Consider the following 25844-nt stretch of genomic DNA (forward strand, 5'->3'; position numbering starts at 1 on the left):
CGGACTTCGCGCCCACATACTCGTATTTTGCGTAGTCGCAGTCCGTACACTTCTCCACAATGGCAAACCGGCCATGTGCAGGCTGAGGAAGGATTTCTTTCTCCATGTTATGCCGCTCCAGGACACTGCTCTTGGTGTGATTTGTGCCGTAACAGAACGCACAATACTCGCCGCCGGTGGTCGTGACCTTGTGATAGGTGCTGTCTGCATACGCATAAGTTTTCTGTTCGGGCAGTTCCTGCATAAATCGTTCCGCGCAGTCATACAGCCAGTAAACATTCTTACCGAAACCATAGTCGTTAATACTCATATTGCTGTTAACCGTGCCGCAGGTATCGCAGACCGCCTTTGTCCAGTGATACCCCGTATAGGTCGCGTTCTGACCGGGAATGCCATCCAGAATTGTGCCGGTCCCGGCACCGCCGAGCAGCGTTCCATCCGAATACTTTACATTGCGGTTCATTGCCGTCCGGCCATCCTTGCTGTACTCAGGAGTGCGGAATGCGCGGAAAGAAGTCGGCTTTCCACAAACACCGCAGTTGAAGGTTTCGTGCGTTACAACCGCATTGACATCCAGCTCATTCGTTCGACCGGAAGCCTGCATCCAGTTTTCCGCAGGATCGTGATAGCTGTTTACCTGTGCCGCACCAGCCGAAACAGGAAACAGCGAAAATGCCGTCACTGCCGAAAGCAGCATGGCAACGGCTCTCGTGCCGAGCTTTTTCGTTCTTGCTTTCATTTGAGATACCTCCGTATGAATTGATTTGCGGCAACAAAAAATCCACAGCCTTTGCTGTGGAGGAAAGTCTGCCGCTCTTTTCTTTTGTCCAGCTGCTACATGGCAACCACCTCCTTTGCGGTTTCGCTGCCCCTATACTTACTTCTCAGGTAGTAATACAGGTGGTTTACTAAAGGGGAGAGTGCGAGAGGGGGAAAGAAGAAAAACAAGTTATCCCGCAAATGGGCGCACTTCCCCCATGATTGCGGTTATCTTGCTTGTTCTCTTTTCTTGCGCTCCTGTACACGCTGATAATACTCCAGCGCCTTGATGATATAATCCTCGGTTTTCTCCAGCGGCACTGTCGAGGGAATATACGGACGCAGCCGTTCTGCCTTAAAGCTGATTTTCTCTTTCTGGTTTGGCTTTTCCTCACCAAGAATCGCTTCGATGACCTCCGCACTCAGCTTTCCAGCTTTGGAGAACTCTTTGAGCCGAATGGCCTGCGGGAGTGATGGCGTGGCATCATTGTAGCTGATGCTGTTCAGAAGATTATGCTGTTCCGTTTCCGTCAGATAGGAAAGCTCCACCGCAGGACGAAACGCAATCTTGTTCTCATCAACCATGTCCAGAAGTTCGGGGATTAGTTCTGTCAGACGGATATAGCGGCGAACTTGATCTTGACTTTCACCAACTTGCTTTGCCAGTGTTTCTCTCGAAGTAGACTTCTGTGCCACTGGCACAGAAGTTAAATCCGTTCTCTGTCCCTGTCGCTTCATCGCCTCCAGACGCATCTTGTAGCTGAACGCCTTTTCACTCGGAAGAATGATTGAGCGCTGCAAATTGGATTCCACCATCAGAATGATCGCTTCATCTCTGGACAATTCCTTGATTTCTGCGGGAACGCGCTCTAGACCGGCCAGTTCACAAGCCTTTCGTCGTCGATGCCCTGATACGATTTCATACCGGCCATCTTCTTTCTGGCGGAGCGTAATCGGTGTAATAACGCCGCGCTCTTTCACGCTCTGCACAAGCTGGTTCATGTCCTCGTCCATTTTAACTTTGAATGGGTGGTTCGGGAAATCGTCGATCTCAGATAAGGGGATATCATAGATGCGAGGCAAGCGACTTTCTGCTCGTCCCTCATCATTCATAAACAGTTCAGCGAACCCCGTCAGATCGAGATCGATGTCTTTCTTTCGACTCATGCTCCAACACCTCCTTCGTCACCGCCTCATACGCAGCCGCAACCTTTCCGCCCTTATCATAGGCAAAGATGCTTTGCCCTTCCTGGGCGCTTTCAGCAGCACGGACGGAAAAGGGTATCTGCGTATCAAAGACGCTGACTCGATCGCTTACAGCAGCTCTCAGCGCCGTAGAAATGGCTTTTGCGTTGTTAGTTCGATTATCCACCATCGTCAATAGGATGCCGTCGATGTTCAGACGTGGATTGATCTGGCGTTTGACCTTGGCAACCGAGTGCATCAGCTGATTCAGACCTTTCGTTGACAGAAAACTCGGCTGCGACGGGATAATCACTCTGTCTGCCGCTGCCAACGCATTGATGGTCATCATGCCAAGGGACGGCATACAGTCAATCAGGATATAGTCATAGTTTTTGCTGACCGAATCAATGTAGCTTTTCAGCACATACTCTCGGCTCATCACATTGAACAAGCCGACTTCTGTACCGGACAGCTCGATATTCGCAGGCATCAGGTCAACGCCCTCTGTACTTCTCAGCAATCCGAAGTTCTCCGGTAGCGACTTATCGTTGATGACGCATTCCATTACATCAGAGAGTGTTTCACTCAGCTGATCCGGATTACGCTCTCCAAGGCTGATTGTTAAACTGCCTTGTGGGTCTGCGTCAATCAGCAGCACTCGCTTTCCCTGTTTCGCCAAGCCGACACCCAGATTTACCGTTGTGGTGGTCTTTCCAACGCCGCCTTTCTGATTGGTAATTGCGATTACTCTGCATTGTTCCATATTGGTTTCCTCCTTTCTCATTTTAAGCTGTCTGAATCAGGCAGCTATGTATGTGAGCGCCTGAGCGCTCACTCGTCCTCCGACAGTTCGAAGTAGTCCTCCAAATACTCCGCCAGCCAGCAGGTGAATCTCCGCATGAACCATGCGCAGAGGTATGGATCGTCCATCAGTTCAGACGGAAGTTCAACTTCCAGATTCATCATTCTGGAAAGCACCTGAACAAACAGCAGTGCGCTACTCGGCATACACAGCGCATCAAGACCGCTGAGCACAACCGCGATAGCCTCCAGCTTACATTCATCGCCGTTAAAGTGTTCTGCCGCTGCATCAATCAGGTACACCGGATAATGGATTGCCAGATCGTTCAGCTTTTCAAGTTCTAATTCTTCATTCATAACATCGTCCTCCTTCTCGTTATGTACGCACACTGTTTTTCTCTCTGCCCCGTGTGCCGGGCATCATCAGGCGGCTGGCTGCGAACCAGCTCCATAGGCATCTCACCTCCCCGCCTTCATTATGACCGGGCCGCGAATTACGGAAGTATCATTATCCCTTGCACCTTTCATTGCCTCCGCCGGTAGCAGTCCGGCTTTCTATCGAATCAGTTTGATCGCTCCTCCGTTTCCGGAATCATGGCGCACCGTCGATAACAGCTTGAGGTTTCCCTCGGTGCAGGTAACGTACCTGATGACTGTTATTCAGTTTTACGGGAGGCTTTGTTTGACCTCTCACTTCTCTACCGCAGCACGAATAGCCCCCAAATTAACCCCTCCCAAAAAATATTTTTATTTTTGTTAGAATTGCACAAGTAAATATCAACTCAGTACTGCCGCTGCACAACCTCAAATGGGTAAAAAAATAGACCCGTCGATTTCTCGACGGGTCTATTGCCCTAATTTAATTCGCACATTGCGATAGAAGCCGTATCAAATAGCTAAAACTTACATGAATTCACAGGAATTTGCACATTCAAACCGCTTCATTTGTGGTAAACCTGTGGTAACTTGGTGTAAGTTATGGTGTAAGCTATCTGCTAAATCTCGCTTATACGCGGTTATTCTAACTTATACGCCCTCAATCAGTCCAGCGGCTTCATTGTGGGGAACAACAGAACGTCGCGAATGGATGCCGCGTCGGTCAGGAACATAACCAGACGGTCGATGCCCATGCCCATGCCGCCCGTGGGAGGCATACCGTATTCCAGCGCGTTGATGAAATCCTCGTCCATCATGCCGGCTTCCTCGTCGCCTGCGGCGCGCAGAGCAACCTGACGCTCGAAGCGCTCCTTCTGGTCGATCGGGTCGTTCAGCTCGGAGAATGCGTTGCACAGCTCGCGGCCGTAAACAAAGCACTCAAAGCGCTCGGTCAGACGCGGGTCGGACGGCTTGCGCTTTGCCAGCGGAGAAATCTCAACCGGGTAATCAGTGATGAAGGTCGGCTGCATGAGGTTCTCCTCAACGTACTCGTCATAGCACAGGCTCATCAGGTCGCCCCAGCTCTCCTTGCCCTTTTCGATTTCGAGGCCCTTGGCCTTGACAGCCTCGAGCGCCTCCTCCGGAGAGAGCGCCATAAAGTCGATGCCGGCGTACTCCTTGACCGCCTCGGCCATGGTCATGCGCTTCCAGCCCTTGGTGAAGTCGATCTCGGTGCCCTGGTACATCACCTTGGTGCCGCCCAGAACCTTTTCGCAGACATGGATTACCATGTCCTCGGTAATATCCATCATGCCGTGGTAATCGGTGTAAGCCTGATACAGCTCGATGGTGGTGAACTCCGGATTGTGCTTGGTGTCCATGCCCTCGTTGCGGAAAATACGGCCGATCTCGTATACGCGCTCCAGACCGCCTACGATCAGGCGCTTGAGGTGCAGCTCGGTCGCAATACGCAGATACATATCAATATCCAGCGCGTTGTGATGGGTGATGAACGGACGAGCCGCAGCACCGCCCGGAATGGTGTTCAGACACGGGGTCTCAACCTCCATAAAGCCGCGGGAATCCATAAAGTTGCGGATCTCGCGCACGATAGCGGAGCGCTTCTCAAAGGTATCGCGTACCTCCGGGTTGACGATCAGGTCAACATAGCGCTGACGGTAACGCATATCGGTATCCTTCAGACCGTGCCACTTCTCCGGCAGCGGTGCAAGGTTTTTGGAGAGCAGCGTCAGTTCGGTTACGGAAACCGAAATCTCACCCTTCTGGGTACGGAATACCTCGCCCTCGATACCGATGATATCGCCGATATCGAACTTCTTGTAGCCCTTGTATACGTCCTCGCCTACGTTGTCGCGCTTGATGTAAAGCTGCAGACGGCCGTAGCGGTCGCGCATATCCGAGAAGGAAGCCTTGCCCATGATGCGCTTGGACATCATGCGGCCTGCCAGACGGACGGTCTTGCCTTCCAGCTCGTCAAAATGCTCGTGAATATCGGTGGTATAATGATCGCGCTCAAAGCGCACCTGCTGGAACGGGTCCTTGCCCGCAGCCTGCAGCTCTGCCAGCTTTTCGCGGCGAATGCGCTTCAGCTCGTGCAGTTCCTCCGCGGTCTGCTCGTGCTGATCCTGCGCCTGATGCTGTTCTGCCATATCTTCCCCATCTTTCATATAGATTTACATTTAACGTCCGTTAGGACGAATCGAATTACTTCTCGATCTTGATGATCTCGTACTTTACGATGCCGATCGGTGCCTCGACCTCAACAACATCGCCGACCTTCTTACCCAGCATAGCCTTACCGAACGGAGACTCATCGGAGATCTTACCGTCCATCGGATCGGCCTCCTGAGAGCCGACGAAGTGGTACTCCTCTTCCTCGTCCTCCTCAAGATCCTTAACAATAAAGCGGCAGCCGGGAGAAACCTCGTCTGCAGCGTAGCTGTCGCCGGTTACAACGACTGCGTGCTTGATGATCTCCTCAAGCTCGGCAATGCGGGAATACAGCTTGCCCTGCTCGTTCTTGGCTTCATCATACTCGGCGTTCTCGGACAGGTCGCCGAAAGAGCGTGCTTCCTTCAGCTGCTCTGCAACCTCATCCGCACGGGTAGTTTTCAGATATTCCAGTTCGTCCTTATATGCGTCCAGACTTTCCTGTGTCAGTTTAATTTCTTTTGCCATGTTTGCAAACCCTTCTTACTCAGTGTCATCGGCTTTCGAGCCGTACAGTACACTATATTATAAATTAAGCACCAATGCCATGTCAAGCGATTCGACCATTTTCTGTCCGATTTTCTGCCGGAGTGCTCGATTATCCCACAGTTTCCATCGCTTTTTGAAGCTGCGGATCGGTTTCCGGCGTCAGGAAGAAAAAGTTCTGTGTCTGCTCATCGGTCAGCTTCACCTCAATGTCCGGCACAATGCCGACATCTGCAAGGCTTTTGCCCTTGGGCGTAAAGTATTCCTCGACAGACAGATTGACCGCCGAGCCGTCGCTCAGCTGGTAGGTGCGCTGAGCGCGTCCCTTGCCGGTGGTGTGCGTGCCGACGAGCGTTGCGCGGTCGTACTCCTGCAGCGCCGCCGCGAAAAATTCTGCTGCCGAAATGCTCTGGTCGTCAATGAGCACCGCGATTGGCAGGTCAATACGGTCTGCATCCGAGGTGTAAACGGTCTCCGAGCCGTTTTTCATGCGCAGCGTCATAATGGTGCCCTCGCCGAGCAGCGGATCGAGTGCCGCGCTCATCTCCTTGACACGACCGCCGCCGTTGTGGCGCACGTCAATGACAAGCGACTGTGCGCCGCTGTCGGTCAGCGACTGCAGCGCCGTCTTGAACTGATCGGCGCAGCCGTCATGGAAATTCTCGATGCGGATGTAGCCGATTTTATCATTCAGCATTTTTCCCCATGCCATCTTCTGCGTGACAACGGCACGCTGCATGGTCAGCTCCTTGGCGGAGCCGTCTGCCTTCTTGACCGTGACGGTCACATCGGTTCCCTCTTTGCCGGAAATCGCGCTGATAACCGCACTCGAACCGTCCTTTTCGGTCGTCAGATCTCCCGTACCGAGAATGTAATCGCCCTTTTCGATGCCGGCCTTCGCCGCAGGCGAATCATCGTACACGAGCGTAACGCGAATACTCGTCTCGGTGCTCGTCACCGAAACGCCGATGCCGCAGCCCTTGCCCTCACCGCTCATGCGGTAGGCTTCGTAGTTTTCCGCCGGAATATATGACGACCACTTGTCTCCCAGACCGGTAATGTAGCCTGCCGCAGCATAATCCGCAACATTGTCCGCGTCCAGTTCACCAACGTACTTGTCCGATACCAGCCGGTCGATCTCACGCAGCTTTTTCCCGACCTCGTTGGTGTTCCAGCCGGTGGAAATCAGGCAGATGACTGCCGTTATCGCGCCTGCCGCGGCACACATGGTCAGCGCTATCCGCAGAGAGACCTGTCTCTCCCGCAGTTTTTTCATGGTTTGTCCTCCTCCACGAGAAAAGGGAGAGCGTTACACTCTCCCCTTTTATGTAATTGCGTTAGTTGAAGTAACTCATCGGGTTCTGCGTCGAACCGTTTACATACACCTCAAAGTGCAGATGCGGACCGGTCGAGTTGCCGGTAGAGCCTACCAGACCGATGGTCTGACCGGCGGAAACCGTCTGGCCAACCGAAACATGGATGGCAGACTGATGGCCGTAAGCCGTCATGACGCCGCCGCCGTGATTGATGACCGTATAGTTGCCGTAGCCGGAAACCCAGCCTGCGGTAGTAACCGTGCCGGATGCGGCTGCTACGATCGGTGTGCCGGTCGGTGCCGGAATATCCTCGCCCTTGTGGAACTTGCGGGTACCGAAGATTGGATGTACACGCCAGCCATAGGCACTCGAATTATTGGTGTAACCCGGAAGCGGCCAGGTGAACGTGCCGCTGTAACGGGTCGCGCCGCTGCTGGTCGTGGTGGTCGTGCTCGAGGACGAACTGCCGCCCTTCTTCTTAGCAGCCGCTGCTGCTGCCGCAGCAGCTTCCTTGCGGGACTGCTCTGCGATCTGGTCACTTACGGTGTCCATCTCGCTGGTGATGCGCTCGTACTCGGCCTTCTGCTCCTTCTGGTACGCCTGCAGGCTCTGCTGCAGTGCCTTCTGCTGCTCCTCGCTGGATTTCAGCTCCTCAGCCTTGTACTTCAGGTTTTCCTGATACTGTACCTGCTCGTCCTGGGTGGCCTGCAGGTCATCGCGCTTCTGCTGAATATTCTCCTTGGCAGCGGTGTACTCCGCTACGATCTTCTTATTATCGTCCATAATCGCGGAAACGATCTCCAGACGGCTGAGCAGATCAGAGAAGTTGGACGCGTTCAGCAGAACCTCCAGATAGCTGGTCTCGCCCTGCTCATACGTCGTGCGGACAGTCTCAGAAAAACGCTCCTTCTTGCTGTCCAGCGCCTTGATCGCAGCATCCAGCTCGGTCGTCTTGACGTCGATCTGGTCCTGCAGGCGGTCGATATACGCGGTTACCGTCGTAATTTCTTCCTTGGTGAGCTTGATCTCTTTTTGCAGGGCGGCACGGGTCTTTGCAACCTCATCCACCTTGCCTGCCAGACTATCCAGCTCCGCCTTGACCGATGTCTTCTGATCCTCCAGATCGGACAGCTTGCTTTTCAGTTCCTTACTGCTCACCGCACCGGCATAAACCAGACCGGAGGCAATCATCGAGAACACCATCGCTGCGACCAGGATGCCCGCAATAATGCAGGAAATCAGGCGCACGGTTTTCTTTTTCATCATATTGAAACATTCGCTCCTTTATGCAGTCGTTATACATCCATAAACTTGCGGATACTCGTTACCGAGCCGCCGATTCCGAACAGTGCGGCTGCACCTGCGTACACGCCCAGCACCCACCAGCGCAGCACATCGAACGAGAGCAGATGGAACGAGGACAGAGAAACCGTACCTGCCACGTTATACAGCTCGGTGTACAGACCCCATTCCGCGAGGAATGCCAGTCCGCCGGCAACCAGACCGAGCACCATGCCTTCGATGACAAACGGCCAGCGGATAAACCAGTTGGTCGCGCCGACCATCTTCTGGATGGAGATCTCCTCACGGCGGGCAAACATAGCCAGCTTTACCGTGTTGGAGATAATGAAGATCGAGATAACGGCCAGACCGACGATCATCGCCGCCGCGATCATGTTGAACACGCGCTGAATCTGAATCAGCTTGCGGATAACATCCTCATCCGCGCGTACGCTTGCAACCCCGTCAACCGCTTCGATTTCTTTGATCGTTGCGTCCGCCTGCGTAGAATCATTCAGGGTAAACACATAGCTGTTGCGCAGCGGATTGTTGTCCGCGTTGTAATCCTCGAGGATGTCTGCGTCGTCGCCCAGCTCCTTGCGGTACTGCTCCAGCGCGACATCGCGGTCCTCGAAGGCGATCGACGCAATGTTGTCGATCTTCTCGAACTGCGTCTGCAGCGTTTTCGCCTCACGCGTGGTGAGCGAATCGTCAATCCAGACTACAATCTGGTTGGACTGCTGCAGTCTCGTAATGTTATTCGTAATGTTGTAGGCCACCAGCGTAACCGTGCCCGTCAGCAGCAGGCTTACGACCATGATCACCACGGCCGCCACGGACATGAAGCCGTGCTTAAAAATGTTGCGCAGGCCTTCCTTCCAATAGTAAGCGATTGATCTCATATCTGATAATACCCACCTGTCTGATCACTGATGACTTCACCGTTGTCGATCACAACAACGCGCTTTTCAAATTCGTCTACCAGACCCTTTTCGTGCGTTACGATCAGCACGGTCGTGCCAAGCTCGTTGATCTTTTCAAACAGGGTCATCAGCTCCAGCGAACGCGCAGGATCAAGGTTGCCGGTCGGCTCGTCCGCGATGATAAGGCGCGGGTTGTTGACCAGCGCACGCGCGATTGCGACACGCTGCTGCTCACCGCCGGAAAGATTCATCGGCTTCTCGTGCGCCTTGTCGGCCAGGCCGACCAGATCGAGCACATACGGCACGCGCTGCTTGATGGCCTTGCCCTTGGCACCGATGGCGCGCATGGCAAATGCGACGTTCTCGTAAACGGTTTTGGTGTTGATCAGGCGGAAATCCTGATAGACAACGCCCAATGTACGGCGCAGATACGGAATCTGCCGCTTTTTCATTCTGCCGATATCGTAGTTGTTGACGATAACGCGGCCTTCGCTCGGCCGAACCTCACCGGTCAGCAGCTTGATGATCGTGGTTTTACCCGAGCCGGACGCGCCGACCAGAAAGACAAATTCTCCCTCGTCTACACGCAGACTCGCCTTGTTCACCGCCCGGGTCCCGTTTTCGTAAACCACGGTGGCTTCACTCATTCGTATCACAGGCAATCCTCCTCGGTGCCAACGCAGAAGGCGTGCGAATGCCCCGGATTGGGCATTTTCGCCTTCTAGCAAACAAAAAAGACAAAGGTGTAAACATATACACCTTTGTCTATTATAACAGATATCATGTTTATGTGCAAGCCGACAAACTGTGGCATTATTGCACAATTTACGCTTTTTCTGTGTAGATTTTATGAACAGACAGCGATTATCTGGTACCTTCTTCGCGGCTTGCAAGGTATTTTCGAACCATGAGCGCTACCTTAAATACGATCGCGTGATCGAACTCACGCAGATCCAGACCGGTCAGCTTTTTGATCTTCTCAAGGCGGTACACCAGCGTATTGCGGTGTACGAACAGCTTGCGCGACGTCTCGGACACGTTCAGGTTGTTCTCGAAGAACTTCTGAATCGTGAACAGCGTCTCCTGATCGAGCGAGTCGATCGAGCCCTTGCGGAATACTTCGGACAGGAACATCTCACACAGCGTGATCGGCAGCTGATAGATCAGACGGCCAATGCCCAGATTCTCGAAGCTGATGATGTTCTTCTCGGTGTCGAATACCGCACCGACCTCGATTGCGGTCGTAGCCTCCTTGAAGGACTTTGCGATATCCTTCATCTGAGAGGATACCGAGCCGATGCCGATCAGGCACTTGACCGACAGCTCGCTGAGCAGCGTCTCCTCGATAGAGCCTGCCAGCTTGACCAGATCCTTGATCTCACTGCCTGCCTTGACCTCCTTGACAACAACGATGTCCGTCTCGGAGATATGCAGCACGAAATCCTTCTGCTTGTCCGGGAACATGCCGTTTACCACGTCGATCGCGGCAACATCAGCCGGCGCCTGCTGGCGCACGAGGAATACCACGCGCGGCACATCGTTGCCGAAGTGCAGCTCGCGGGACTTGATATAAATATCGCCCGGCAGGATATTATCCAGAATGATATTCTTTACGAAGGTAGCCTTGTCGTGCTTTTCGTCATACAGCGTCTTGATATTGTTGATCGAAACCGCAACCAGCGAACAGATACTGCGCGCCAGTTCGTCCTCGCCCTGTACGAATACAGCGTATTCCAGACGCGACGCACGGTCGCCCGTTGTATGATAAGTATAACCGCCGAAACGAACGATCTCGCCGGCGAAGCCCAGCTCAGTGATTGCTTCCTCCCGCATTTCACCGATACGAGGCAGATCGGTACATGCTACGACCGCACCGCTTGCGTCAACAATGCCGATCGTACGATCCACCGTATCCTTCATCTGCAAAACAATCGACTGGAACAATCTCGAAGCCATTTCCATCACCTTTCCCGTCTTTTTCACGCGCCCCGGCGCTTTACTCCGCATCCGTTCGCCGAAACGCTTACTCTTTATGGTGTTCTCACCGCTAATGGTGATTCTGCCTATGACATTCTTCACAAGAACGCCAAAAGTTCCCTATACATTTTAAGTCATTATATCACATGTCCGCGCATTTTTGTACAAAAAACTCAAAAAAATTTGTAGATTTTTTAAGTTTTTCAAGTTTGCGAGGTAAGTTTTTCCAATTCCTCCTGTGTCAGTTCCCGAAATTCGCCGGGCGCGAGTATTTTATCCAGCCAGAGACCACCCAGCCGCAGGCGTTTGAGCGCCGTTACCGTACCGCCGACTGCCGCGATCATGCGCTTGACCTGATGGTATTTGCCCTCTTTAAGCGTCACATGCACGCGCAGCTCCGGCTCGGTCTCGAGGATTTCCAGCTTCGCCGACTTGCATTCCGTGCCGTCCCGCAGGGTCATGCCCTGTTCAAAACGCAAGACTGCATCCGCTGCCAGTGCGCCGTCCACGACCGCCTCGTACTCCTTTTCGACATGGCGGTTCGGACTCATCAGCGCATGGCTGAGCGCGCCGTCGTCCGTGATGAGCAGCAGTCCCTCGGTGTCCTTGTCCAGCCTTCCCACCGCAAACAGGCCGCGTCGCAGCTCGGCCGGAAACAGCTCAAGCACGGTATCGTGACGCTCATCGCGGCTTGCCGTGATAACACCCATCGGCTTGTTGAGCATATAGTACCGCTGTGCGCGGTAGCGCTGCACGGTGCCATCCACCGCCGTCTGCGACCGGTCGGGATCGACCTTAAACGCCGGATCCTTCTGCACGGTGCCGTCCACCGAGACGCGTCCCGCACGAATGAGTGCCTGCACTTCCTTGCGGCTGCCGCAGTTCAGGTGGGACAGCAATTTGTCCAATCGCATCTGTGGCATTTTGTCCCCTCCGCCAATACATTTCTTTTATAAGGATAACACTTTTTCGCAAATTGCACAATAGCTAAATGCAAAAAAAGTGCAATCCCCCGAAAGTTACCAATAGATACCATAAACCTATGATAACTTTTTCGTTGAATTGCACAGTTATGCAATTTCCGAAAGTCATTGTCAACCACTGTCAGGTCTGCGGCATATCCAGCAGGCCATGCACAAATCCATCCGTCTGCGCGGATGTGATATCCGCTGCGATCAGGCGGTTGCTGCGCACCAAAAGGTTGGCGGTCACGCCCTGCTCTCCGGTAGGATAGGCGGTCAGCGCGTAGGTATACAGCGTGGCGCGTTTGCCTGATACGGCGTAAGATCCAGTCCCTGCGCCTGCTGAATAGCGTTGTACTGCTCATATACCTCGTCGAGGTGTCGGGTATCTGCACCTCCTGTGTGCCGACCGGTTCGTTCTCCACCGACCATCCGCAGGCGGTCAGCAGAGCTACCCGGTCCTCGTTCGTTTTCAGCTTTGCACTGAGCGCTGCACCTTCAGCGCTGACCGCGGTATCCGCCTCTGCCGTTTTCGGCAGCAGTGCTGCCGCGCCGACCAGCACCAGCCCGACCGCCAGCACGCCCACTACGATTTTCCTCACCGATACCTTTGCCGCAAAAACGATCATGGCATTGTCCCTCCTGCTTTTACTTTATCCTATGTGTACAGAAGGCAAAAAGAACGCCTCCGAGTATTTCTCGGAAGCGCAGCTTGTATCAGTCCAGATTTTTCTTCTTCAGCATCCACCATGCAAAGAAGCAGCCGACCACTGTAATAGCCAGCGGCATCCACCAGACCCAGTCGCCCGGTATCCGTCCTTCACCGATATTCATACCGAAGAAGCCGAACACAATATTCGGAATCGTCATGATGATGGTCAGGATGGTCAAAACCTTCATGATAATATTCAGATTGTTGGAAACGACAGAAGCATAAGCATCCATCGTGCCCGCCATAATGTTGGAATAGATATTCGCCATCTCAATGGCCTGACGGACCTCGATCAGCGCGTCCTCCAGAATGTCGCGGTCGTCCTCATACAGCTTGAGCACGCGGCCGCGCAGCACCTTTTCCATCGTAACCTCGTTGCCCTTGAGGGACGAGGAGAAGTAAACCAGCGATTTACTCAGGCCGAGCAGCTGGATGAGCTCCTCATTTTTGAGGGAGTCGTACAGACGCTTCTCGATGCGGGTAAAGTCGCGCTCGATCATACGCAGGTTTTTCAGGAACCGGCCCGCGATGCGGAGCAGAATCTGGAACACAAAGCGCGTCTTGAGTGAGGTATGCACGCCCTTTACCGCGCCTTCCGCGATGGAGCGCAAGATGATGCTGTCCTCCAGACAAACCGTGATGACCGCATTCTGCGCTACAACAATACCCATAGGAATGGTGGTGAACATCTGTCCGCCGTCCTCGACCGAGCTTTTCTCCACCATCGGGATATCGACGATCATGAGAAGCTGCTCGTCCTCGGTATCGACACGCGAGCTTTCCTCTGGGTCGAGCGCCGCGCGAACAAACTCTTCCTCAACCTGAGCCGCCTGCGCGATCTGCTCCAGCTCGTCCGAGCTAGGATGCACCATGTTGACCCAGCAGCCCTCGGTGAATTCGCTCACTTCTGTGATGCGGCCGTCCACCGTTTTGAAAAATTCAACCATATTATACCGCCTTTCAGCAGCGGCACTCCTCGAAAATGCCACCGCGAGTAATATTCATCTGTCTACTTCCAGGGTCCGTACTCACGGTGATCACTCTCCTTTAATATGGATTTCATTTAAGACAATACCGCATAATTGAACAAGAGCGATTTGCGAATAAATTTTGCGTACTGATGAGGCGCGGTTTCGCAGCAATACTTGCCGTATTGCAAGAAATCGCAACAAAATCAGAATACAAAATTTCCGCAAAGCGCCGCTGCTTTAATTGTGCGGTGTTGCCTTAAAATTAACCTTCCCATACCTGACAAAACAGCCCTGTTACGGGCTGTTTTGAATAGCTATCAGTTAGATTATCGGTTGTCCTTATCGAAGATGCGCATCAGAACATCAAATGCAGCATCGTCAGAGCCAACATCGGACGACGGCTTGGAAGCGGATGCGCGAGCCGGCTTCTTGTCAGCCGCTGCGGTAGCAGCCTCGGTGAACAGGCCGGTGGAGCCGGAATCCTTGTCCTTATTGCCGTCCATGCTCATCTTTGCGGAGTTCGGAACATTGTCGAAACCGGTTGCGATTACAACAACGCGGATCTCGTCGTCCATGTTCTCGTCGATGAATGCACCGAAGATGATGTGTGCATCCGGATGAGCCGCCTGCTGAACCATGGTAGCTGCGGTCTCAACTTCATCCAGGCCGATATCGTCAGAGCCGATAACGGAAACGATAACGCCGTGAGCCATGTCGATGGAAGTCTCGAGCAGCGGGCTGGAAATTGCCTCGCGTGCAGCCTCTGCAGCCTTGTCCTTGCCTGCAGCGGAGCCGGTGCCGATGTGAGCGAAGCCTGCGTCCTTCATGACGGAGGTAACGTCCGCAAAGTCCAGGTTGATGAAGCCCGGAACGGTGATCAGCTCGGAAATGTTCTTAACTGCCTGACGCAGAACGCCGTCAGCGATCTCGAATGCGTTCTTGAAGGTGATCTTCTGCTCGGATACATACTTCAGACGCTCGTTCGGGATGATAACGAGGGAGTCTACGTTCTTGTTCAGCTCTTCGATGCCGCTCAGCGCCTGCTCGAGACGCTTCTTGCCCTCGAATGCGAACGGACGGGTAACAACGCCGACCGTCAGGATGCCCAGCTCACGAGCGATCTGTGCAACAACCGGAGCTGCACCGGTGCCGGTGCCGCCGCCCATGCCAGCGGTGATAAATACCATATTGGTGTTAGCGAGAGCCGCTGCGATCTGATCCTTGCTCTCCTCAGCAGCCTTGCGGCCGATCTCCGGATTTGCGCCTGCGCCCTGACCCTTGGTCAGCTTCTCGCCGATCTGGATCTTCGTGGTGGCCTGCGAATAATTCAGAGCCTGCATATCCGTGTTGATGGAAACGAACTCAACACCCTGTACACCGTTCTCGACCATGCGGTTTACAGCGTTGCCGCCGCCGCCGCCGACACCGATGACCTTAATGTTTACTACGTTATCCAAGCCCTGTTCAAACTCAAAACCCATTGTCGTTGTCCTCCGTTTTATGATAAAGAATCGTTCTTTGATTATCAATTACCGCGTTTGAGGGCACTTCGCCCCTATTGTTTTAATTTTACCTCGATTTATTCTATTTTGCAACAGGAATTAGCGAATTCCTCAAAAAAACTTAATCTTTTCCGTGTCTTTCCCGCAAACCGGCGGGCGATACGGAAAAAGGCTGTATTTTTTCGCGTTTTCCCTTGTGTTTTCGGTTATTTTCGCCAGTATAGGCAGAAAAAGCTCAGCCTTCGCCATCGTAGCTGTCGTCGTAATACGATTCGTCGTACGAATCGTCATAACTGCTGTCATCGTAGGAATCGTCATAGGACGAATCGTCCGAGTAATCCGAATCATCGGAATCATCCGAGTTATCCGAACTATCCGAGCTGTCGCTGCTCGAATCGGTCGAGTCATCGCCGTTCGTATTGTCGGTCGTGCCGACTTCGCCGTCCGGATTGGTGTACGCCGGCGAGGTCACCGGATTGTCACCTGCCTGGTCGGTACCGGAGCGCGCTACATCCTCCGCCGTCTCCGGCACAAAGTGCAGACGGTTCTGCGCATCCCAGTACAGCCGCCCGATATCCGATGCCGAAAGGCGATCGCTGATAACGGTCTGTGCAAACCGAAGACGGTACGTCAGATCATCCAGTGAGCCTGCGCGGATGTCGAACCGCTTGTCATAGCCGATGCGCACATCGGTCAGGTCGTTCAGATTGAGGAAGCTCATCTTTTCGAGCAGCCCGGCGGCATCCATGTTCTCCAGCACGTTCAGCATAGCGTCAACGTGTGCATCCGTGCCGGTAGCAAGGAAATCCCCAATCTGCGCATTCAGCGTAACGCCGAGCACGGTCGGCAGACCGCCGTCCGCGGCGTTGTTCTCGAGCACCTTGCCGCCCGCACTGATATAAGTGAACGTGTTATCCTCATTCCTCACGGCAGCCGCCGCTGTGCATTCGGTGACAGTCAGCACCAGTCCATCCGGCAGCTTGCGGCGCAGCTGTGCGCTTTCCAGATACGGGAAGCTGTGCATCAGGTCGGACAATACGCGGTTTTTGTTCCACAGATAGAGATTATCGCCCTTTTGAATATCCATACCGGCGATCAGCTCCTCCGAGCCGTACTGCTTGGCGCCTTCCACCGAAATGGTCTTAACCTTGAAGAACACGGTCATCGCCACCACGGCAGCCGCCAGAACAATACCGGTCAGCAGCACGCGTCCCAGCACACGAAAGATTTTCCTGCCGCGACGCTGCTGCTCCATCCGGTCGGGCGTGTGCTTTTTTCGCCTTCTGCGTCTCATCACAGCATCCCTTCTTTGTTACTTCTTGCCATGGTTTTCGATTGCCCAGAGGATCTCCTGATAGATCTTCTCGCTTGCATCGTGCGCTGCCAGCTTTGTCGCGTCGTGCCCCATCCGGTGCAGACGGTCGCGGTCGCTCAGCAGATCCTGAATCTCGTCGTACAGCACCTGCGGATTGGCGTTCTTCTCGAGCAGAACACGGCAGCCGCCCTCCTTTTCGAGCGCGCGCGCGTTCTTCTCCTGGTGGTTCTCCGCCACATACGGAGACGGCACCAGCAGTGCCGGACGGCCGAGCATGCACAGCTCACCGAGAGTGGCCGCACCTGCGCGGCACACGATCAGGTCAGCCGCCGCCATGCGGTCGGCCATGTCGTAGATGTACTCGGTCACTTCGATGTTCGGGTGCGCGTCAAAGTCGGCGCCCTGCTCCTTCGCCATTCTGGGCAGCCACTCACAGGCCGCCGCACCGGTTGCGTGAACATGGTGATAGGGCACGCCGTTTTTACATTCGAGCGCCAGCTCACCGGCCATGTGCTCGTTCATGTACTTTGCACCCATCGAGCCCCAGAAGGATACGACCAGCTGGTCATCATCGGTCAGGCCGAACTTCTCGCGTGCCTTTACGCGGTCCGCAGCCAGAATCTCACCGCGCACCGGCGCACCGGTCAGAATGATCTTATCTCCGCCGCCGAGCAGCTCCTTTGCCTGTTCAAAGCAAACGAGTACGCGGTCCGCGTCCTTTGCAAGCATCTGCGTTACCTTGCCGGGCAGCGCGTTGACCTCGAGCAGCACGGTCGGAATGCCGAGTTGCTGTGCCGCGCGTACCACCGCGAACGACGCATAGCCGCCGCAGCCGATCACGCAGTCCGGCTTGGCCTGCTTCAGCAGCTTTTTCGCCTTGCTGACCGCCGAGACAGCCAGCTTTGCCGCCTTCAGATTGTGCAGAATGCCCTTCGGGCTCATCGAGCGCGACATGCCGATGATCTCGATGGTGTCCAGCGGGTATCCCTCACGCGGGACCAGCTTATTTTCAATGCCGCGTGCCGAACCGGCAAAACGCACCGTCGTCTGCGGCTGCTTTTTTTCAAAATAGCGTGCAATGGCAAGCCCCGGTGTAACGTGACCGCCCGTGCCGCCTCCCGTAATGTACAGTTTCAAAACTGAGTTCCCCTCTCCTGTTTGTTACTTTTCAAATGCAAGGTAGGATCACATGGTCCGGCAAAGTCTGTTTACCGGATCATGTGGTACTGCCTGACAGCAATATCACAGTCATCGAGGCTGTTTGTATGCTGCAAACAGCCTCGATTTGCATAAGGCAACACCGCACAATTAAAGCAGCGGCTTCTTGCGCAGGCTCCGGTCGCGCTGCCGCGGCGCTTTGCGAAAATTATGCGGTATTGCCATAACTTAATCCTGATTTCTTCCGTCAATCCGCATATACCGCGATATATTGAGCAGGATGCCCATCTCGCCGAGCTGCAGCAGCAACGCTGTGCCGCCATAGCTGAAAAACGGCAGAGCCGCGCCGGTTACCGGCATGATGCCGGTGACAACGAACAGGTTCATCAGCGTCTGGATAGCCAGCTTGGCGGTGATACCGGTCGCCAGAAGACTGCCGAATTTATCCGGTGCATAGCGCGCCACACGGAATCCGCGGTAAATAAGGTACGCGAACAGCAGAATAACCAGCAGAGCGCCGATCAGACCCATCTCCTCGCACCAGGTGGCAAAGATGAAGTCGTTATGCGGCTCCGGCAGGTACAGCTGCTTCTGCAGGCCGTTGCCGAGTCCGCGTCCGAGCAGGCCGCCCGAGCCGATGGCAATCTGGCTCATCGAGCCTTGCAGACCTTTGTTCGCCATATCCGAAAACGGATTGAGCCAGACTTCAAAACGGTCTCGTACATGCTTAAACGCAACATAGAATGCCGCAACTACGCCTGCACCCAGTCCCAAAATCGGCGCAAAGTACCACAGGCGCATACCGCCTGCCAGCAGGATGATAATGCCGATGCCGCAGATGATGATCATCGCCGAGGTATGTGGCTCCAGGTACAGCAGACCGATGTACAGCGCCAGCAGCAGACCGTACGGCTGCACCATGGTCTTGACGCTGCGCACGCTCTTCGGGTCACGCGCTACCCAGTAGGAAAAGCAGATGATGACGGTCAGCTTTGCGATCTCAGACGGCTGAAAGCCGAACAGCCAGCGTTGTGCATTATTAACCGTTGTACCGATGCCCGGTATCACAACCAGAATCAGCAGCGCGACCGATATCCACATGATGATGTTGTGAATGCCCGCGTACATGCGGTACGGAATCTTGGAAAGAACGATCATCGCCGCAAGACCGATCGCGGCGAAAATGCCCTGACGCATGATAAAGTATGTCGCGCTGCCCTTGTAGAACATCGCGTTGGTATAGCTTGCCGAGAACAGCGCAATCAGACCGGTGATCAGCAGCAGCAGCACCGAGAAGAATACACCGGTATCCCAGATGTGCGCCTTCATGCTGCGCATGCGTCTGCGCTTCGGCTTTGCGGTGCCGGTATGGTAACGCTCCTTCGGCACCGGCTCCCGCGAAGGACGCGCCGGTTTGCCGCTCGGCGCATTCCGCGGCATGGGACGGCGCGATGCCGGCCGGTACTGCGGATTCGTCTTTCCAGTTGTCGAAGCCATAGGGTTACCTCCGAATTACGAATTAAAACAGCGATGCGAGCGCCACATGGTAGGCCAGCAGGCACAGCACAACCGTGATGCCGGTGAATACCAGCACGATTTTCTTCTCGCACCAGCCGCACATTTCAAAGTGGTGGTGGATCGGCGCCATCTTGAACAGGCGCTTGCCGTGGGTCGCCTTGAAGTAGGTGACCTGCAGGATAACGGACAGCGTTTCGATGATGTAGATCAGGCCGACCAGCAGCAGGATGAGCGGCATTTCACACGCAAATGCCAGACCGGCAACCGCACCGCCGAGGAACAGCGAGCCGGTATCGCCCATGAACACCTTGGCCGGGTTGAAGTTATAGCGCAGGAAGCCCAGCAGCGCACCCGCGAGTGCCGCCGAGAAGATCACAACGCCCATGTCTCCGCGACGGAAGCCGACGAACACGAAGAAGATGGCAACCGGAAGCGTAACGCTTGCCGCCAGACCGTCGATGCCGTCGGTCAGATTGACGGCGTTGTCCGCGCCGACGATAACGAAGGCCGCGAACACGATGTACAGCGGCCACGGCCAGCTGAACGAAATGCCCGTGAACGGAATCCACAGCTGCGGCAGACCGCTCGACCCCAGGAACAGCACGAGCACAAACACGCCGGCAACCAGAATCTGGAGCACCAGCTTCTGCTTCGGGGTCAGACCCGCATTTTCCTTTTTCTTGATCTTAGCATAGTCATCGACCAGACCGACCGCACCGTAGGCCACGGCAAGGCCGAGCACCGCCAGCGACGAGACCGAAATCTCACCCATCACGATATTACCGATAATGACTGCCGCCGCGATACCGATAATAAACATAAAGCCGCCCATTGTCGGGATATTCTGTTTGTTCATGTGCCATTTCGGTCCGATTTCGAGAATCTTCTGACCGAATTTCATTTTTCGCAGATAATTGATGACCGCCGGACCGATAGCCAGCGTAATCACCAGTGCGATTGCGAAAACAAGCACAGCCTGTTTCATGCTTCAACTTCCTCCCCTAAAAACATTGCAAGTGCGCGTTCCATGCGCATGCCGCGGCTGCCCTTGAATAGCAGCGCGTCTCCTTTTTTCGCGTCCTCGCGCAGTGCCGCGACAAGCGCGGTCTGGTCGTCGAACGCATACGCATGCTCCATGCCCTTCTCCCTGGCACCGGCTACCATGGCCGCTGCATCCGGACCGTAGGCGTACAGGGCGTCCGCGTACTGCGCCGCCGCACGACCGGCACGGCGATGACCTTCCTCGGCGTAATCGCCAAGCTCAAGCATCGAGCCGAGAACCGCAAACCGGCGGCCGTCCCCGGCCATGCCGCCGAGCACGGACAGCGTAGCCTCCATCGCATCCGGACTTGCATTGTAGCAGTCCGCATAGATTTGGTAGCCATCCTGCTCATAGATGTTCTGGCGCATGCCGCTCGCCTGATAGCTGACAAGTCCCTGCGCGATCAGCTCGGGTGTTTCACCGAGCAGCAGACCGACGGCTGCCGCCGCCAGTGCATTGAGCACGTTATGCTTGCCCGGAATACTCAGCTTCGCGGTGAATTTCTCTCCGACCGGCAGGTGCGCCGCGGCAAGACCGTTATTTACTATATCAAATGTACCGTCGCTGTGCAAGTCCGCAGTAAGGTCGCAGGCGGAATTTTCGATGCCATAAGTTACCACCTTGCAGCCGAGGCTCTCGCGTTTGTCCCACAGAAGCGGCTCATCGCCGCAGAGAACAGCCGCGCCGCCCTCCTGCAGACCCTCGAGAATCTCCAGTTTGGCCTTGCAGATGCCCTCACGCGAGCCAAGAAACTCGATATGCGAGGTGCCGATGTTGGTGATAACCGCCAGATTCGGCTTGGCAGCCGCCGTCATGCGGGAAAGCTCACCGAAATGGTTCATGCCCATCTCTGCTACCAGCACTTCGGTATCCCGGGTCATACGCATGAGCGTCAGCGGCAGACCGATCTCATTATTCAGGTTGCCTTCTGTCTTTTGTGCGCGGAAACCCTGCGAGAGAACGGCATACAGTAGCTCCTTGGTGGTGGTCTTGCCGACCGAGCCGGTCACGCCGACGACTTTGCCGCCGCACATCGTGCGGTAGCCGCCCGCGAGGTCGAGCAGCGCCTGCGAGGTGTTCTCAACGTACAGCGCCGGCACCGGATATTCCTCGTTTTCTCGATGGCTCATCACGGCGGCCGCGCCGTTCTCGATCGCCTTGCCGATGAAATCGTGCGCGTCAAACCGCTCGCCCTTGATCGGCAGGAACAGCGCCTCCGGCGGGATCTGCCGCGAATCGGTCGTGACTGCCGTCAGAGCCGCCTCGCCTCTCGCTTCGCCGTGTGTCCATGCCGCCACCTGCGCTAATGTAAATCGTTCCATGCCGTTTCCCCCAGTTTTCTTCCCATTTTACTTCTTTGTCCATTCAGGCGTATGGGCGCACAGTGTGCGCCCGTCTGCCGTTTCTTACTTCTTGAAATAATCCGCTACGATCTCGCGTTCATCCATGTGGTGCTTCACATGGTTTACTTCCTGATAGGTCTCATGTCCCTTGCCCATCAGCACGATGATATCGTCCTTCTGTGCGTGTGCAAGTGCCCAGTGGATCGCCTCCGGACGGTCCACGATGACCTGCATCGGCGTATCCGAATCCTTCATGCCTTCGAGAATGTCGTCGATGATGGCCTTCGGCTCCTCGGTGCGCGGATTATCGCTCGTTACAACGCAGAAGTCCGCGAGATCCGCCGCAATTTTACCCATCTTCGGGCGCTTGGTGCGGTCGCGGTCGCCGCCGCAGCCGAACAGAGCAACGACACGGCCCTTTGCAAAGCCGCGAACGGCCTTGAGCACGTTCTCCACGCCGTCCGGCGAGTGTGCGTAGTCGATGAGCACGGTGTAATCCGTATCGGTCGGCACGACCTCAACACGGCCCTTGACGCCGGTTGCAGTTGCCATGGACTTCGCCGCATCCGCAAGCGGCATGCCGAGCTGCAGCACGATACCGAGCGCAGTCAGTGCATTCTCGACCGAGAAATGACCCGGAATCGGCAGCTTGACATCTGCCTTTTCACCCTGATACTGTGCGGTAAACTCCACGCCGTCCGCGTGCAGCTGCAGGTCTGTGGCTTCGAGATCGGCCTCCGGCTTGCCGCAGGAGAAGGTCATGCACGGGCACTTTGCGTCCGCGAGCATCTTCTCCGCCGCAGCGTCATCCAGATTGATAACACCCTTCTTACTGATGGAGAACAGCAGCGCCTTTGCCTTGCGGTACTCCTCCATGGTCTTATGGAAATCGAGGTGATCCTGCGTCAGATTGGTGAACGCGCCAACCGCAAACGGAATGCCGTGCACGCGGTCAAGCACCAGAGAGTGCGAGGAAACCTCCATGATCACATGCGTGCAGCCTGCGTCTCTCATGCGGGCAAACAGTGCGTGCAGCTCGTAGGATTCCGGCGTGGTGCGCTCGGTTTCGATCACTTCATCACCGATGAGGTTCTGGTTGGTGCCGATCAGACCCACCTTGTGGCCTGCGTCCTCAAGCATGTGCTTGACGAGGTAGGTCGTGGTGGTCTTGCCGTTGGTGCCGGTCACGCCGAGCATGACCATGCTCTCTGCCGGATGACCGAAGCGGTTTGCCGCAATCTCAGCCAGCGCGATACGAGAATTCTCCACAACGACTGCGGGGACGCCCTCCGGCGCCTCCTCGCAGACAACGGCTGCCGCGCCCTGCTCCATCGCCTTGGCGATGTACTTGTGGCCGTCGGTCGCGTAGCCGCGGATGGCTACAAACAGGTCGCCCGGCTGTACCGCGCGGGAGTCGTAACGCACTTCCTTGATCTCGATATCCTGTGCGGCAGTGCTGTTTTTCACTGCTACATCCTTCAAAAGTTCCTGTAATTTCATAATTTCCTCCTATCGGTCGTTGACCGTCGTTGTATCGGAAAATTCTACCGTGACAACCGCACCGAGGCTTACCTTGGTACCGGCCTCCGGACTCTGCTTGGTCGCGGTAGTATCGCCTGTGATCTGCGCGGACGAAACACCCTTCTGCTTGAGGTACAGACCGTACTCCTCCAGCGTATCGCGGCACTCATCCGGCGACATGCCGGACAGATTGGGCACTTCAACGGCCTCAGTCGGCTTTTCCTCGCCCATGTAGACGATAACCTTGCCGCTGGCCGCAATGCGCATGCCTGCATTCGGCACCTGATCGGTGACGGTATCGCCGTCGCCCTTGATGATGCAGTCAAAGCCTGCGTCGGACAGCGTGGAAATCGCATCATCGCGCGTCTTGCCGGATACACTCGGCACGGTCAGCTCGCGGCGGTCGCTCTCGCTGTCGTCATAGACCGGCGTAATGCCGATATACGGCAGCACATCCTCCATGATGCGGCCGACAACCGGAGCGGCAATCGTACCGCCGGTATGCGTTGCGGATTCCGGCAGGTCGTTGATGGCGACCAGAACCGCGATCTGCGGGTCGTCCATCGGCGCTACGCCGATGAAGGAGGCCGTGTAGCGGTCCTCGGTATCGAGCACCTTGCCGTCACTGTCGTATTCGGGCTGAATCTCGGAGGTCGCAGTCTTGCCGCCGACGCGGTAGCCGGGCACATACGCGTTCTTGCCGGTGCCGTTTGCGACAACCTGCTCCATCGCCTCGCGCATGTAAGCGGAGGTATCCTCGGAAATGACCTGTCGGACCACCTCGGTCTCGTTCGTAGACTTGACCGAGCCGTCTCCGCTCAGCACTTCCTTGACGACGTACGGCTTTTTCAGCTTGCCATCGTCCACGATCGCGCAGACCATGTTCAGCATCTGAATCGGCGTTACCGTGAAGCGCTGACCGAACGATGCGGTTGCCAGTGCGACTTCGTTCCAGTCACTGGCAACATCCAGTTTATGGAACTGACCCTTGCCCTCACCCGGCAGGTCGATGCCGGTCGGCTCGGTCAGGCCGAACGCCTTGTAAAAGTTGTAAAACCGATCCATGCCGACGCTCTGGGCAATCTGCATCATCGCTACGTTGCAGGAATTCATCAAGGCTTCGGTCAGCGTCTGCATGCCGTGGCCGCTTGTGTTTGCACACTTGATTTCCCAGTTCTCCACCTGCAGGGAGCCACCGCAGTAGTAGGTGTCCTCGGCATGGGTAGCACCCAGATCATACGCGGTGGAGACCGTCATCAGCTTGAAGGTGGAGCCCGGCTCGTAGTTATCCGCGATAACCGGATTGCGCCACGTTTTCATCAGGATATTGACGCGGGCGCTGCCCAGCTCATCCACCAGATCAGAATTGTCATGAATCGCCTCCGGCAGATTGTCCAGACCGCCCTTCTCATACCAGGCATCCGGAATTTCGACCTTTACGTTCTCTTCCTTGAGGATTTTCGCAACATTTTCCTTAAGTTCGTTGATATACTTGTCGCTCGTCAGCTTGTAGGCATCGTTCGGATCAAAGTCCGGCAGGTTCGCCATGGCGAGCACCTCACCGGTCTTGACGTCCATGACGATGCCGGAAACGCCGTCTCGCGCCTCCGGATTGTCGGCCAGTGCGGTCTCGAGGTGCTTTTCCAGATAGTTCTGGATATCGCTGTCGATGGTCAGCACAAGAGAGTTGCCGTCCGTCGCAGGGATATACTGCTGGGTCTCCGGCATAATGTCCTTGTTCTGCTGGTTCTGCACGCGCACCAGACGGCCCGCCGTGCCGGAAAGCTCGTCGTTATACTCGGATTCCAGGCCGTACGCGCCGTTGTTGTCGCTGCCGACGTATCCCAGAACCGCAGACAGGAAGGCGCCGTGCTGATAGTACCGCTTGGTATCCGGCTCGGAGTAGACGCCGGTGCAGTCTGCCGCTTCGAGCTTCTCATCCAGTTCCTTGGATACGTCCTTATCGACCTTCTGCGCGATAATTTCGTACTGCGAGTTCGTCTTCCGGAGCTTCTCCATCACGGTATCGTAATCCACATCCAGCGTTTCGGACAGGATGGTCGCAAGCGTCTGCTGCTGACTTTCCGCCGTGATGCCCTTCTTGACCTTGCTCTCGTCCACAACGGCCTTCGGATCGACCGTAATGCGCTCTACAGCGGCGGATTCAGCCAGAACCTGCATGTTCGCGTCGTAGATCTTGCCGCGGTTGGGCGTGATGAACGTGTCGCGCGTCTGCAGCGCTGTCGCCTGCTGCACATAGAAATCGTGATTGAATACCTGCATATACAGCAGCCGCACGCCTACCAGCCCGAAACCGATCAGTGCAAACAGCACGGTCAGTCCGCGGATACGCGTGCGCATTTGATGGTTGGGTCCCTTAACTGCCATTTAGTCAGCCTCCATATTGTTCCTGAAAAAGCGTAAGGAGTCAGAAGTTATCCACCTCTCACTCCCCTGTACGCATT

Annotated in this window: 21 protein-coding genes; all 21 read right to left on the bottom strand. The window is 55.3% G+C overall.

The annotated features are described in order from the left end of the window. Positions 1-987: 987 nt before the first annotated feature. On the bottom strand, positions 988-1926 hold the full coding sequence (locus DXB00_RS02775) for a ParB/RepB/Spo0J family partition protein (protein WP_119214486.1): 939 nt from the start codon (positions 1924-1926) through the stop codon (positions 988-990). Further along, the gene (locus DXB00_RS02780; protein ID WP_119214487.1) at positions 1880-2707 is read right to left on the bottom strand and encodes a ParA family protein; all 828 of its coding nucleotides are present in this window, start codon (positions 2705-2707) and stop codon (positions 1880-1882) included. Before DXB00_RS02780 ends, DXB00_RS02775 begins: the two co-directional genes overlap by 47 nt. 68 nt (positions 2708-2775) lie before the next feature. Further along, positions 2776-3102, bottom strand: coding sequence for a hypothetical protein (locus DXB00_RS02785; RefSeq protein WP_119214488.1), 327 nt, complete (start codon positions 3100-3102; stop codon positions 2776-2778). A gap of 683 nt (positions 3103-3785) precedes the next feature. After that, positions 3786-5291, bottom strand: a complete 1506-nt coding sequence (gene lysS, locus DXB00_RS02795) for a lysine--tRNA ligase (protein ID WP_199677250.1) — start codon at positions 5289-5291, stop codon at positions 3786-3788. 55 nt (positions 5292-5346) lie between these two features. Then, complete coding sequence (gene greA, locus DXB00_RS02800) at positions 5347-5820, bottom strand: transcription elongation factor GreA (RefSeq protein WP_117489347.1); 474 nt, start codon at positions 5818-5820, stop codon at positions 5347-5349. Between the two features lie 130 nt (positions 5821-5950). Then, entirely contained in the window at positions 5951-7114 is a 1164-nt protein-coding gene (locus DXB00_RS02805; RefSeq protein ID WP_118728973.1) for a S41 family peptidase, read from the bottom strand. A 61-nt stretch (positions 7115-7175) separates the two neighbouring features. After that, on the bottom strand, positions 7176-8420 hold the full coding sequence (locus tag DXB00_RS17615) for a murein hydrolase activator EnvC family protein (protein ID WP_119214489.1): 1245 nt from the start codon (positions 8418-8420) through the stop codon (positions 7176-7178). A gap of 29 nt (positions 8421-8449) precedes the next feature. Continuing rightward, positions 8450-9337 (bottom strand): permease-like cell division protein FtsX, encoded by an 888-nt coding sequence (ftsX, locus tag DXB00_RS02815; protein ID WP_118360337.1) that lies wholly within the window; start codon positions 9335-9337, stop codon positions 8450-8452. Next, on the bottom strand, positions 9334-10014 hold the full coding sequence (gene ftsE, locus DXB00_RS02820) for a cell division ATP-binding protein FtsE (RefSeq protein ID WP_110436343.1): 681 nt from the start codon (positions 10012-10014) through the stop codon (positions 9334-9336). The genes ftsX and ftsE overlap by 4 nt, the downstream gene beginning before the upstream one ends. A 208-nt stretch (positions 10015-10222) precedes the next feature. Next, positions 10223-11314 carry a PucR family transcriptional regulator gene (locus tag DXB00_RS02825; RefSeq protein ID WP_117554966.1) on the bottom strand — a complete coding sequence of 364 codons (1092 nt, stop codon included), beginning with the start codon at positions 11312-11314 and terminating at the stop codon, positions 10223-10225. A 224-nt stretch (positions 11315-11538) separates the two neighbouring features. Continuing rightward, positions 11539-12258, bottom strand: coding sequence for a pseudouridine synthase (locus DXB00_RS02830; RefSeq protein ID WP_118728976.1), 720 nt, complete (start codon positions 12256-12258; stop codon positions 11539-11541). Further along, entirely contained in the window at positions 12219-12926 is a 708-nt protein-coding gene (locus tag DXB00_RS16950) for a DUF4830 domain-containing protein (protein ID WP_243107144.1), read from the bottom strand. The genes DXB00_RS02830 and DXB00_RS16950 overlap by 40 nt, the downstream gene beginning before the upstream one ends. A gap of 88 nt (positions 12927-13014) precedes the next feature. After that, positions 13015-13956: a magnesium transporter CorA family protein gene (locus DXB00_RS02845; protein ID WP_116704996.1), complete on the bottom strand. Its 942-nt coding sequence runs from the start codon at positions 13954-13956 to the stop codon at positions 13015-13017. Positions 13957-14306: 350 nt separating this feature from the next. Then, positions 14307-15461 (bottom strand): cell division protein FtsZ, encoded by a 1155-nt coding sequence (ftsZ, locus tag DXB00_RS02850; RefSeq protein WP_110436340.1) that lies wholly within the window; start codon positions 15459-15461, stop codon positions 14307-14309. Between the two features lie 256 nt (positions 15462-15717). Next, positions 15718-16776, bottom strand: coding sequence for a cell division protein FtsQ/DivIB (locus DXB00_RS02855; protein WP_118728978.1), 1059 nt, complete (start codon positions 16774-16776; stop codon positions 15718-15720). 18 nt (positions 16777-16794) lie between these two features. Continuing rightward, a complete protein-coding gene (gene murG, locus DXB00_RS02860) occupies positions 16795-17934 on the bottom strand; it encodes an undecaprenyldiphospho-muramoylpentapeptide beta-N-acetylglucosaminyltransferase (protein ID WP_118728979.1) in 1140 nt (379 codons plus the stop codon). A 249-nt stretch (positions 17935-18183) separates the two neighbouring features. Further along, on the bottom strand, positions 18184-19452 hold the full coding sequence (locus DXB00_RS02865; protein WP_119214492.1) for an FtsW/RodA/SpoVE family cell cycle protein: 1269 nt from the start codon (positions 19450-19452) through the stop codon (positions 18184-18186). 22 nt (positions 19453-19474) lie between these two features. Further along, complete coding sequence (gene mraY, locus DXB00_RS02870) at positions 19475-20458, bottom strand: phospho-N-acetylmuramoyl-pentapeptide-transferase (protein ID WP_119214493.1); 984 nt, start codon at positions 20456-20458, stop codon at positions 19475-19477. Further along, positions 20455-21837, bottom strand: coding sequence for a UDP-N-acetylmuramoyl-tripeptide--D-alanyl-D-alanine ligase (locus tag DXB00_RS02875; protein WP_119214494.1), 1383 nt, complete (start codon positions 21835-21837; stop codon positions 20455-20457). The genes mraY and DXB00_RS02875 overlap by 4 nt, the downstream gene beginning before the upstream one ends. Positions 21838-21921: 84 nt before the next feature. Beyond that, entirely contained in the window at positions 21922-23358 is a 1437-nt protein-coding gene (locus DXB00_RS02880; protein ID WP_119214495.1) for a UDP-N-acetylmuramoyl-L-alanyl-D-glutamate--2,6-diaminopimelate ligase, read from the bottom strand. Between the two features lie 9 nt (positions 23359-23367). Beyond that, positions 23368-25767, bottom strand: coding sequence for a penicillin-binding transpeptidase domain-containing protein (locus tag DXB00_RS02885; RefSeq protein WP_119214496.1), 2400 nt, complete (start codon positions 25765-25767; stop codon positions 23368-23370). Positions 25768-25844 lie beyond the last annotated feature (77 nt).

The organism is Butyricicoccus sp. OF10-2 (assembly GCF_003481925.1).
GTDB classification, from domain to species: Bacteria; Bacillota; Clostridia; order Oscillospirales; family Butyricicoccaceae; genus Agathobaculum; species Agathobaculum butyriciproducens.